Origin of the sequence: Winogradskyella sp., from assembly GCF_025210595.1 — a bacterium.
Taxonomy (GTDB): Bacteria; Bacteroidota; Bacteroidia; order Flavobacteriales; family Flavobacteriaceae; genus Winogradskyella.
In genome coordinates this window covers 1-12,295 of sequence record NZ_JAOARH010000033.1, presented here as the reverse complement: position 1 = coordinate 12,295, position 12,295 = coordinate 1, and the positions used below count along the sequence as shown (strand labels likewise).

General features: G+C 32.8%; 12 protein-coding genes. 6 read left to right on the top strand and 6 right to left on the bottom strand.

The features are described from left to right. Positions 1-132: 132 nt before the first annotated feature. A complete protein-coding gene (locus N4A42_RS03250) occupies positions 133-3,552 on the top strand; it encodes a methylmalonyl-CoA mutase family protein (protein WP_294069809.1) in 3,420 nt (1,139 codons plus the stop codon). 317 nt (positions 3,553-3,869) lie between these two features. Beyond that, the gene (locus N4A42_RS03245; protein ID WP_294069806.1) at positions 3,870-4,409 is read left to right on the top strand and encodes a sigma-70 family RNA polymerase sigma factor; all 540 of its coding nucleotides are present in this window, start codon (positions 3,870-3,872) and stop codon (positions 4,407-4,409) included. Here the strand turns inward: N4A42_RS03245 and N4A42_RS03240 are convergent. Beyond that, complete coding sequence (locus N4A42_RS03240; RefSeq protein ID WP_294069803.1) at positions 4,406-4,801, bottom strand: hypothetical protein; 396 nt, start codon at positions 4,799-4,801, stop codon at positions 4,406-4,408. The two genes, N4A42_RS03245 and N4A42_RS03240, sit on opposite strands and share 4 nt — an antisense overlap. Positions 4,802-4,915: 114 nt before the next feature. On the opposite strand from N4A42_RS03240, the gene N4A42_RS03235 reads away from it, so the two are divergent. Next, a complete protein-coding gene (locus N4A42_RS03235; RefSeq protein WP_294069801.1) occupies positions 4,916-5,359 on the top strand; it encodes an Lrp/AsnC family transcriptional regulator in 444 nt (147 codons plus the stop codon). Between the two features lie 60 nt (positions 5,360-5,419). Here N4A42_RS03235 and N4A42_RS03230 read toward each other — a convergent pair whose 3' ends face one another. Together N4A42_RS03230 and N4A42_RS03225 are read right to left on the bottom strand one after the other, a co-directional pair. Continuing rightward, entirely contained in the window at positions 5,420-5,797 is a 378-nt protein-coding gene (locus N4A42_RS03230) for a VOC family protein (RefSeq protein ID WP_294069798.1), read from the bottom strand. Next, a complete protein-coding gene (locus N4A42_RS03225; RefSeq protein ID WP_294069795.1) occupies positions 5,794-6,999 on the bottom strand; it encodes an MFS transporter in 1,206 nt (401 codons plus the stop codon). The genes N4A42_RS03230 and N4A42_RS03225 overlap by 4 nt, the downstream gene beginning before the upstream one ends. Before the next feature lie 313 nt (positions 7,000-7,312). Here N4A42_RS03225 and N4A42_RS03220 point away from each other — a divergent pair, with 313 nt between their 5' ends. Then, on the top strand, positions 7,313-7,912 hold the full coding sequence (locus tag N4A42_RS03220; RefSeq protein ID WP_294069792.1) for a DUF1684 domain-containing protein: 600 nt from the start codon (positions 7,313-7,315) through the stop codon (positions 7,910-7,912). Positions 7,913-7,943: 31 nt separating this feature from the next. Here the strand turns inward: N4A42_RS03220 and crcB are convergent, their stop codons facing one another. Together crcB and N4A42_RS03210 are read right to left on the bottom strand one after the other, a co-directional pair. After that, positions 7,944-8,333, bottom strand: coding sequence for a fluoride efflux transporter CrcB (gene crcB / locus N4A42_RS03215; protein WP_294069789.1), 390 nt, complete (start codon positions 8,331-8,333; stop codon positions 7,944-7,946). A gap of 54 nt (positions 8,334-8,387) precedes the next feature. After that, positions 8,388-9,401 (bottom strand): GyrI-like domain-containing protein, encoded by a 1,014-nt coding sequence (locus N4A42_RS03210; protein WP_294069787.1) that lies wholly within the window; start codon positions 9,399-9,401, stop codon positions 8,388-8,390. 93 nt (positions 9,402-9,494) lie between these two features. Here N4A42_RS03210 and N4A42_RS03205 point away from each other — a divergent pair, with 93 nt between their 5' ends. Continuing rightward, positions 9,495-11,534: a dihydrofolate reductase gene (locus N4A42_RS03205; RefSeq protein WP_294069784.1), complete on the top strand. Its 2,040-nt coding sequence runs from the start codon at positions 9,495-9,497 to the stop codon at positions 11,532-11,534. A 108-nt stretch (positions 11,535-11,642) separates the two neighbouring features. Here N4A42_RS03205 and N4A42_RS03200 read toward each other — a convergent pair whose 3' ends face one another. Beyond that, positions 11,643-11,828, bottom strand: coding sequence for a hypothetical protein (locus N4A42_RS03200; protein ID WP_294069781.1), 186 nt, complete (start codon positions 11,826-11,828; stop codon positions 11,643-11,645). A 52-nt stretch (positions 11,829-11,880) separates the two neighbouring features. Here N4A42_RS03200 and N4A42_RS03195 point away from each other — a divergent pair, with 52 nt between their 5' ends. Then, the gene (locus N4A42_RS03195) at positions 11,881-12,267 is read left to right on the top strand and encodes a nucleoside triphosphate pyrophosphohydrolase family protein (protein ID WP_294069779.1); all 387 of its coding nucleotides are present in this window, start codon (positions 11,881-11,883) and stop codon (positions 12,265-12,267) included. Positions 12,268-12,295 lie beyond the last annotated feature (28 nt).

Here is a 12,295-nt window from a genome sequence, read left to right as displayed (position 1 = left end):
AGTAATGTGTCATTTTATTATTATAAACTATTAATTAGTGGCTTAGATTGATTTTTAGATAATTAACAAATACTGCTCAAATTTTTTGAATATTCAGTAAATTGCACACCCTTAAAACAAGTTTTTTTACGAATGGAACAAATTGCACCTTATAAACCAAAGCATAAAGTAAGAATAGTAACTGCAGCATCGTTATTTGATGGGCATGATGCGTCAATCAATATTATGAGACGTATCATCCAATCTACTGGATGTGAAGTGATTCATCTTGGACACGATAGAAGTGTTGAAGAAGTAGTAAATACTGCAATCCAAGAAGATGCCAATGCTATTGCTATGACCTCTTACCAAGGCGGACACAACGAATACTTTAAGTATATGTACGATTTACTTAAAGAAAAAGGTGCAGAACACATCCGAATTTTTGGAGGTGGAGGAGGAGTAATTCTTCCAGAGGAGATTAAAGATTTAATGGATTACGGAATTACACGTATCTATTCGCCAGATGATGGAAGAGAACTTGGACTTCAAGGAATGATTAATGATTTGGTAGAGCGTTCAGATTTTGCTATTGGAGATCATTTAAATGGTGAAGCTGAAAAAATTGCTTCTAAAGATGTTAATGCTATTGCACGAGTTATTTCTTCTGCTGAAAACTTTCCAGAAGTAGCAAAAGAAACTTTAGATGTTATTCATGCTAAAAATGAAACATCTAAAACACCTGTTTTGGGAATTACAGGAACTGGAGGAGCTGGTAAATCGTCTTTAGTAGATGAATTAGTAAGACGTTTTTTAATTGATTTTCCAGAAAAAACGATTGGGTTAATTTCTGTAGATCCTTCTAAACGTAAAACAGGAGGTGCTTTATTGGGCGATCGTATTCGTATGAATGCTATCAACAATGAACGTGTGTATATGCGTAGTTTGGCAACACGTCAATCTAACTTAGCGTTATCAAAGCACGTTAATGAAGCTGTTGAAGTATTAAAAGCAGCGCAATACGATTTAATTATTTTAGAAACATCTGGTATCGGGCAATCAGATACTGAGATTATAGAACATAGTGATGTGTCTCTTTATGTAATGACACCAGAATTTGGTGCGGCAACGCAATTAGAGAAAATCGACATGTTAGATTTTGCAGATTTAGTAGCCATCAACAAGTTTGATAAACGTGGTGCTTTAGATGCTTTACGTGATGTAAAAAAACAATACATGCGTAATAATAATCTTTGGGATGTGCATATGGATGACATGCCAGTTTTTGGAACGATAGCGTCACAGTTCAATGATCCAGGAATGAACACGCTGTATAAAGCAATAATGAATAAAGTTGCTGAAAAAACAGAGGCTGACTTAAAATCGTCTTTTGAGATTTCTAAAGAAATGAGTGAGAAGATCTTTGTGATTCCACCAGCAAGAACACGTTATCTTTCTGAAATTTCTGAGAACAATAGAGCGTATGACGCTAAAGGAGATGGACAAGTAAAAGTTGCTCAAAAGCTTTATGGAATATTTAAAACTATCGAATCTGTTGTTGATGCACAACCGGAACTTAATAAAGCTGGACTTAACGAAGATGAAATTTTAAAGCAAGTAAGTGCTGATGAATTGCCATTTGTAAAATTGTTAATAGCTCAGTTTGATAAAGTAAAAATGAATTTAGATCCTTACAATTGGGAAGTGATTACCAATTGGGAGGAAAAAGTAAATAAATACAAAAACCCTATCTATTCTTTTAAAGTAAGAGATAAGGAAATCAAAATAGAAACACATACAGAGTCGTTATCACACACTCAGATTCCTAAGGTAGCTCTACCAAAGTATGAAGCTTGGGGAGATATTTTACGTTGGACATTACAAGAGAATGTTCCAGGTGAGTTTCCGTATACTTCAGGATTGTATCCATTTAAACGTACAGGAGAAGACCCAACGCGTATGTTTGCAGGAGAAGGAGGGCCAGAGCGTACCAACAGACGTTTTCACTATGTGAGTTTAGGTATGCCAGCAAAGCGTTTATCAACTGCTTTTGATAGTGTAACGCTTTATGGTAACGATCCAGATCATCGTCCAGATATTTATGGTAAGATTGGAAATGCTGGAGTTTCTATTTGTTGTTTAGATGATGCTAAAAAATTATATTCTGGTTTTAACTTAGCACATGCCATGACATCGGTAAGTATGACTATTAATGGTCCAGCACCAATGTTATTAGGATTTTTTATGAATGCTGCCATTGACCAGCAATGTGAGATTTATATCAAAGAGAATGGATTAGAAGCTGAGGTTGAAGCTAAAATTCAGGAGATTTATAAAGACAAAGAACGTCCAAGATATAATGGTGATTTACCAGAAGGTAATGATGGTTTAGGATTAATGTTATTGGGAGTTACTGGAGATCAAGTATTACCAAAAGACGTTTATGAAGATATAAAAGTAAAGACTATTGCTCAAGTAAGAGGAACAGTTCAAGCCGATATTTTAAAAGAAGACCAAGCACAAAATACGTGTATTTTCTCTACAGAGTTTGCACTACGTTTAATGGGAGATGTACAAGAGTATTTCATTGATAATAATGTACGTAACTTCTATTCGGTATCTATTTCTGGATATCATATTGCAGAAGCAGGAGCAAATCCAATTACACAGTTAGCATTAACGCTAGCTAATGGATTTACTTATGTAGAGTATTATTTATCGAGAGGAATGGATATTAATAAGTTTGGACCAAACTTATCATTCTTCTTCTCTAATGGTATCGATCCAGAATATGCTGTGATTGGACGTGTAGCCAGACGTATTTGGTCAAAAGCTTTAAAGCATAAATATAATGCCAATGCTAGAGCGCAAATGTTGAAATATCATATTCAAACTTCTGGTCGTAGTTTACACGCGCAAGAAATTGACTTTAATGATATTCGTACGACGCTTCAAGCTTTATATGCAATCTATGATAACTGTAACTCGCTACATACAAATGCGTATGATGAGGCAATTACAACACCAACTGAAGAGTCCGTACGTCGTGCGATGGCAATTCAGTTGATTATCAATAAAGAATTAGGGTTAGCTAAGAATGAAAACCCAATTCAAGGTGCATTCATTATTGAAGAATTAACGGATTTAGTTGAGGAAGCTGTTCTTGCTGAGTTTGATAGAATTACAGAAAGAGGTGGTGTGCTTGGAGCTATGGAAACGATGTATCAACGTTCTAAGATTCAGGAAGAAAGTTTATACTATGAAACTTTAAAACATACAGGTGAATTCCCAATTATTGGTGTAAATACATTCTTAAGTAGTAAAGGATCGCCAACAGTGTTGCCAGCTGAGGTAATTAGAGCAACTGAAGAGGAGAAACAATTCCAAATTAAGACATTAGAAAGCTTACATGCTGCTCATGATACAAATGCAATGTTGAAGAACTTACAAGAAAAAGCCATTAACAATCAAAATATTTTTGAAGACTTAATGGAGGTTTGTAAAGTATGTTCTTTAGGACAAATTACGAGTGCTTTATTTGAAGTAGGAGGACAATATAGACGTAATATGTAAGTAGCGAACCAATTTTGAATAGCAAAATTGTGTGAGTCACTTACCCTGAGCTTAGTCGAAGTAGTCTCATAAAATAATTAAGTTTCATTGCATCTTTTTTGCAATATCATCGTCTATTAAATGAATTTAAAAAAGATGATATTATGAAAAACTCACACCAATGTACTTGCAATTGCGAACCTTGTAACAACGGAAAATGTACAGATTGTACTTGCGATAATTGTACATGTACCAATTGTAATTGTTAAATTAGATATTAGTTTGAGTGTTTTGGCTATAAGTGAAAGAACACTCAAACTAACAAATTTATGTTGACTATGACCACAAAAGCAGTTTGGGACTTATACGCTGTAGATATAAAGCGCTTTATTTTTAGTAAGGTTAAAGACGATGTAGTTACTGATGATCTTCTTCAAGATACTTTTATTAAAGTACATACAAAACTACATACATTAAAAGATGATGCTAAGTTAAAACCTTGGTTGTTTTCTGTAGCGCGTTATACAATTCTAGATTTTTTTAAAACTTCCAAGCAGACCATTGAGTTAGATGATTTTCAAGAAGAAATAGACTTGCAATCGCCTGAACATACTGAGAAAGATTGTCTTAGAGGTATTTTAGTTAATTTGCCAAAAAAGTATAGAGATCCTATATTTTTATATGATATTATGGGTTTAAAACAAAAAGAAATAGCTGATAGGCTTCAATTACCATTACCGACTGTTAAATCTCAAATACAACGAGGTAGAAGGCAAATAGCAAAAGGATTTATGGATTGCTGTGGTTATTCTATGAATAAAAAAGGCTATTTAGTTGGCGAAATACAAGAAAAAGAAAACTGCAAGGTCTGTCATTAAAGCGTTAACATCCAAAGGCGCTGAAGTTTTTTAAACGTTTTAAGTTCGCCTTTTAGAATAGGTAAATAATCTTTACCATTACTTTTAGAGCGTTCTAAACGACTACAATTACTATATAATTTAGACGTTAAACGATCTAGGCTTTCTAAATGTTTATGTTTTTTATCGGAATTTCGCTCACGTTCTGCGCTAATAATTTCTGGTGCTAGATTAGTAGATTGTTGAACAATATCCCCTGAAAAATAAATATGTCTATCCTCTGAGCCATCGTCATTTAAGTACGATAAATCCTGATTTATATACGTCGATATGCTTCGGGAAAGCATAATGATATCCATAGCCTTTTTATATACAGGCAGATCTGATAAGTGCGATGGTAGGTTATAATTCATTTTAATAGCAATTATTACGAAATTACGGAGTGTTTTTAATTTTTTAATTTAAATTTTAAAGTAAAATTGTATATTTACTTTAATATATGTCTAATTTTTCATTGTTTTCTTTAAATGAGTATCGATAGTTTAAATTGGAAGATTTTAAAGTGTTTACAGCAGAACGCACGTATGTCTAACGCAGAAATTGGTAGACGTATAGGTATAAGTTCTCCTGCTGTAAATGAGCGTATTAAAAAGATGGAAGATGCTGAGATTATTCAAGGGTATACAGCTTTTGTTTCTCCTTTTGAAGTTGGTTATCAGCTAAAAGCAATAATTACTCTTAGAGCATTTATGGGTATGTTAAAACCATTTTTAGAAAAGGTGAAAACCTATGATGAAGTTGTTAATTGTTATCGTATAACCGGAAATGAAAACATAGTAATGGAAGTAGTTTTAAAAAACAGAATGCACTTAGAATCTTTTATCGATCAATTAATTATTTATGGTGAAACTAAAACGCAAATTGTACTATCTCATGTTGTAAAGCATAATGAAATAAAGCCTGTGGATTAGGTTTATTTTTCAATGATTAAATAAGATATTTTTGCTATACGTTATTAAGATTTAATAACTCTAATTAACCCTCCATGGAGGATTTTTTCTGTTTTCACCTGCACTGTATAATATAATGTGATTGCCATCAAGATCATTAAGATGTGCTTCTCGCCAAAGCCATGGTTTATCATCGGGTTCGCTAGTAAAACTAATACCTTTTTGTTTGAGTTGAGAAACGATTTTATCTAAATCTTCATTTTCAAAATAGATAGTAATGCCATCTCCTTTAGGAAACTTTTCAACCTTATGAATAGAAAATGTGCTCTCACCATTTGGGCACTCAAATCTTACATAACGTGGTAAAGCATCTACGATGAGTTGTAGTCCAAGTTTTTTATAGAATTCCGTCGCAGATATAACATCTAACGACGGAATTGTGATTTGGTTTAAGTTCATGATGGTTCTCTTCTTAATTGATGTTTTAAATGAACAAGAAGTAAAACTCCTATAAAGCCAAGACCTAGCATTATGTACCACGTATTGCTATAGCCAAGATTATCTACTAATCTTAAACCTACATTGTGACCAAAAATATGCGCAATTGAAAATGACATTACATACATCGATAAGTATTCACCTTGGTTTCCTTTGCTCGCTCTTTGCATGGCAAAAGCATTCGAAAATGGGAATGCGATCATTTCGCCTATGGTCATTAGTAACATACCAATGACTAAAACGCCAACCCAAGATGTAATGTTAAGTACATAAAAACTAAGCACAGTAAGAATTAATCCAAAAATGATTAACCCTGCATACGAATATTTTGAGTCTTCTAACCATTTAATTAAAGGCATTTCTAATACAAAGATGAAAAACCCATTTAAGCCTAATAAGATGCCAATTTCAAACTCTGTAAGCATATGAATATCCTTATAATACAATGGCATAGTAGAAAAATATTGTAAAAATATTATTCCGAAAATGAACATTGCTACAAAGAATATCCAGAACGGCTTGTCTTTGTAGACAGAAACAGGATTTTCAACAATTATATCATCTATAGGTTTAGCGACTCTTGGGTTTAGCACTTTTATAAGCAGTAATGTTGCCAAAATACAAGTAATGCCATCTACCCAAAACAATCCACCATAGCCCATTGTTGTTATAATTAGACCACCAACAGCAGGGCCAGCAGAAAACCCTAAATTAATTGCTAATCGTATTAAGGTTACAGAACGTGTTTTGTTTTCTGGTTTACTGTATACGCTCATAGCAACAAACATTGCTGGTCTAAACGTATCTGCCACAACCATAACTAAGAATATGCCAAGGCAAACACTAGCAAAGGTATTTAAGAATTGTAAGGCTATAAAGAGAAAGCCTGTACTCAATAAACTTCTTACCATTACTTTGTAATAACCAATTGTATCTGTTAGTTTACCTCCAATCCATGTTCCGACTACAGAGCCTAATCCAAAAGCACTCATAATCCAACTAACGTTTTCTAATGTAAATTGTAAATCATCAGTTAAATACAATGATAAAAATGGAATAACCATTGTGCCTGCTCTATTAATAAAAGTAATTAGAGCTAGCCACCAAACTTCTTTGGAGAGACCATCGAAGGTCTTTAAATAATTTTTAAATAAAGTTTTCATTACGCATTGGTTTTAAAGTTAGAATTTGGTATTCATTATATTTAGTTCAGTTATCATAATTCAATGCGTAAATCTTTGAATTAAGAACTTTACTAAAAATAAAAAGTCCGACGGTAACGTCGGACTTTTATATATTGTTTAAAGGTATATAAGCATAGTTACAATAGATAATGTGTCCGAATATTTTCCGAAGAAATCGTACAGTTTTGTTTGCTATATCTATTGACTTGAGTCATTGTTTAATTTTATTTGATGGTTCAAAGCTACAATAAATTTCTATAAGTTGTATTTTTGGGGCATAAATAATTATGATATGAAGAATTTTGCCTTACTTTTTTTATTGATAGTTTCTTTAGGTTGTGCTCAAGAAAAACAAATGCTCAACGAAGAAACCGAATGGCAAAAAGAAATGAATGCTGATTTTAAGGATGCCAGTAAATCTCCATTAAAGAAAAAAGATTTAAAGAAATTTAAAGGACTTGAGTTTTTTAAGTTTGATTCTACTTATGTGGTTAAAGCAACTTTAAAAAGAACACCAGACTCTAAATGGTTTGATATGAAAACCACTACAGATAGAGTCTCTAAAGAACGCGTTTATGGTGTTATCTCATTTCAGTTAAATGGTTCTACCTATAAGTTAAATATATATCAAGGAAAAGAATCAATAGAAACCGATGAGTATAGAGATTATCTGTTTTTGCCTTTTTTAGATGATACAAATGGAGATACTAGCTATGCAGGTGGAAGGTATATAGAGGCAAGAATTCCAGAAGGTGATACGATGGAAATAGATTTTAATAAAGCATACAATCCATATTGCGCATATAATGAAAAGTATTCATGCCCAATAGTACCGAGAGAAAATTATTTATCTACAAAAGTTGAAGCTGGTGTAAAGGCGTTTAAGAAGTAAGTTGGGGAATCGTTTAATTGTGTAGTCGTTTTTATAGTTTGTCAACAGTCAATAGATTACTGACTATATACATGCCCAAAAACACAGCTAAAAATCCAATAATAAAACTAGCAATAGTATAAACCGCAAAACTTGTAAAATCACCAGATTTTAAAAACACATGGTTTTCATAAGCAAAAGAGGAGAATGTTGTAAAACCACCACAAAAACCAGTAGCTAATAATAAAGTTTGGCTTTCAGATAAGCTATCGTTTTTAGCAGCATACCCAAGAATAATTCCAATAAGTAAACTGCCTAAAATATTTGCTGCAAAAGTGCCATACGGAATTCCATCACCAGAATTATTTAACCATTTTCCTATTAAAAACCGAAGCGCACTACCAAAACCACCACCAATAAAAACTAAAAAAAGTTGTTTCATTTTTAGAGTCCGAGAAATCGGATTTGTTTATTTCCCATAAAACGGGAATCTTATTTATTTCAAAGGAATGTAAATTTCAGTTTTCCAATCAGCAGGATTAGGATAATTACCAGGATCTGTAGTGTAAATCTCAAAAGGTTTGTAATCTGACTGTTCTAAACCATTTTCGGTTAGGTGCTTCATAGTAGCTTCCCAAGCTTTAGGAAGATTAGTATAATTACCAGTTAATGTGGTTTTTAAAACTTTCATTTTTGGTATGAAATCTATAGATACGTCAGAGTCTTCAGGAATATCAATACGTTCTTTAACAGGTATACCATTACTCATTATTAAGTTGGTTTCACTCATGTTATTGTAGACAGTTAAAGGCATTCCAGATTGTTTTAAACCATTTTTACCCATAAACTGCATAATGGCGCCAAAATTTTGTCCCATTTTCATACTAATGTTTTGAGAATTAGCATTAGTGGTTTTATACAAATAAAACCCTCCACCATATTCTGTGATTCCATTTATTTTAACATCGTAACGTTTCATGTCTTCTTGTATAACACTGTCTAGCATTATCAAACCTCTTTCATAATGAGGTCCAATTTGTTTCTCCATTCCTCCCATTATGGTTGCAAATGCTTTAAACCCAAAAGGTAAATCTTTGCCAGAAATAGACCATGTAACCTCAGTTGTACCATCGTTATTTGGTTTTAAGTTCCAAGTCACATCGTTTTTGGGAAAATCGCCAAATTGCATTTCTTGTATAATAGAAGAGCTTGGTGTTGTTGCAATGGTCTTCATAGTGCCAATATCGCCTGCATCATCCCAAGAGTAAGAGCCACCGACTCCTTTAGTTTGTTCTGAAAGCATAATCTTAGTTTCTGGCTTTTCTTCAATCCAAGAGTTCCAAGCTTCCCAATTTTTAAAATCTATAATATTATTATATATAACAGCTTGAGGTGCATTTATAGTTTTGGTTCTTGTTACTTCAAAAGAGTTAGGTTGTACAGCAATATATATTGCAAAACCAATAATTAAAATTAATACTAATAGTAGGATGTATTTAAAAGCCTTCATTTTTGTTTTGTTTAGTAGTAGACCAAAGATACTAATTTTATGATATGTCTTATAAATGTTACATTTGTGTACAATTCAAAAAAATAATTAATAATGAAACTAAAATCAATATTTGTAATCTGCCTGGTTACGGTATTTGCATGGTCTTGCAAAAACGATGCACAAGAAACAGTAAAGGAGGAGAAAGTAGAAAAAAAAGCAACTGATTTTGATTTTAATGTAGAGCAATTTGCAGACATTAAAATTTTACGTTATCAGATTCCTGGATGGGATAACCTAACGCTTAAAGAGCAAAAACTTGTTTACTACCTTACTCAAGCTGGTCTTGCAGGTCGTGATATTATGTGGGATCAAAACTACAGACACAACCTTAAAATTAGAAAAGCTTTAGAAAATGTTTACACAAATTATAGTGGAGATAAAAATGCTGAAGATTGGAAAGCTTTTGAAGTATACTTAAAACGTGTTTGGTTTAGTAATGGTATTCATCATCATTATTCAAACGATAAGTTAAAGCCAGAGTTTTCTAAAGAATATCTTAATGAATTGCTTTTAGCAACTAAAACAAAGTTAGATGGTGAGGCTTTCGATGTTATTTTTAATGATGAGGATGCTAAAAAAGTAAATCAAGCTAAAGGTGTAGATAATGTAGCGCTTTCAGCGGTTAATTTTTATGGACCTAATGTTACTAATGCAGATGTGGAAAAATTCTATGCAGCTAAGAAATCACCAGATGCTAATAGACCATTATCTTACGGATTAAACTCACAATTGGTAAAAGAAGATGGTGTATTAAAAGAACGTGTTTACAAATCTGGAGGTTTATATGGTTCTGCAATAGACGAAATTGTAAAGTGGTTAGAAAAAGCTCAAGGTGTAGCAGAAAATAAAGCCCAAGGGGATGCTATAGGTTTATTAATTCAGTATTATAATACAGGTGATTTACAAACTTGGGATGATTACAATGTTGCTTGGACAGCTGCAACTGCTGGTAATGTAGATTACATTAATAGTTTTATTGAAGTATATAACGATCCATTAGGTTATAGAGGTTCTTACGAAACCATAGTACAAATCAATGATTTTGATATGTCTAAAAAGATGAAAGTATTGTCAGATAATGCACAATGGTTCGAAGATAATTCACCTCTTATGGATGCGCACAAAAAAGATAGTGTTGTTGGTGTAACTTATAAAGTAGTGACTGTGGCAGGTGAAGCTGGTGATGCGTCTCCAAGTACTCCAATAGGTGTTAATTTACCAAATGCTAACTGGATTAGAAAAGAAGTAGGTAGTAAGTCAGTATCTTTAGGAAACATAATTAATGCGTATAACAACTCTGGCGGAAGTGGACGTTTAAAAGAGTTTGTACACGATGAAGAAGAGTTTAAGCTTGAAGAACAATACGGAAAACTTGCCGATAAGCTTCATACAGCACTGCACGAGGTTATTGGCCATGCGTCTGGTCAGTTAAACCCAGGAGTAGGTGAGACTAAAGAAACTTTAAAGAATTATGCATCTACTTTAGAAGAAGGTCGTGCAGATTTAGTAGGTCTTTATTATTTATACGATTCTAAATTACAAGAATTAGGTTTAGTAGAAGACTGGAAAAAAGTTGGTATGGCTGCTTACGATGGTTACATTAGAAACGGTTTAATGACGCAGTTAATTCGTTTAAATTTAGGTGACGATGTAGAAGAAGCACATATGCGTAACCGTCAATGGGTTTCTGCTTGGGTTTTTGAAAAAGGAAAAGCAGATAATGTTATTGAAAAAGTATCTAAAGATGGAAAAACCTATTATAACATTAATGATTATGATAAGTTACATGAGTTATTTGGACAATTATTAAGAGAAACGCAACGTATAAAATCTGAAGGTGATTTTGCAGCTTGTGAAGCTTTAGTAGAAGGTTATGGTGTAAAGGTAGATCAAGCACTTCATGCAGAAATATTAGAACGTAACAAGCAATTTACGTCAGCTCCTTATAGCGGATTTGTAAATCCGGTTTTAGTACCAGAAATGAACGACAAAGGTGAAATTACTGCTATTAAAGTAACACAGCCTGTTGGTTTCCCAGAGCAAATGTTAGAATACAGTAAAACGTATAATCATTTGCCAGAGGTAAACTAAACTTATCATTTTATAACACAAATAAAAAGTAGCCAATTTGGCTGCTTTTTATTTGTGTTATATTTTAAAAGAAAAGTCTCAATAGAATTATAAAAGTTATTCAATAAACTACATCAAAAGAAATTTAATAGCAGCAATCATACCTATAAAACCAACAAAGGCAATCAGTATCCATATGGTACCTCTATAGTAAGCTTTATGCACTTTAATATCTTTACGATATTGATAGCCAATAGCGATTACAAAAACAATAAAAAATAATATTCCGAAAATCAATTGACCTGTAGAAAACATTAGCGTATTTTTATGCGAAAATACAAATTAAGCGATTAATAAACTAAAGACTATGCAAGATAAAATCAATGCTGTAAAGGCATTTCATACAGCGTTTAAGATAGGTCACAGAGAAACGCCAAAAGCAGATTTAGGTATTGAAAAAAACATGCTGCGCTATAAGCTTATGCGCGAAGAAAACGAAGAATATCTTGAGGCAGCAAATGATAATGATTTAGTAGAAGTTGCAGATGCTCTTGGAGATATGCTTTATATTTTATGCGGAACCATTATAGAACATGGTTTGCAATATAAAATAGAAGAGGTTTTTAATGAAATTCAACGCAGCAATATGAGTAAGTTAGGTGAAGATGGTGAGCCAATCTATAGAGAAGATGGTAAGGTGTTAAAAGGGCCTAACTATTTTAAACCTCATATTAAAGAAATTTTAGAGTTATAAAAAAAAGCAGCCAATTGGCTGCTTTTTT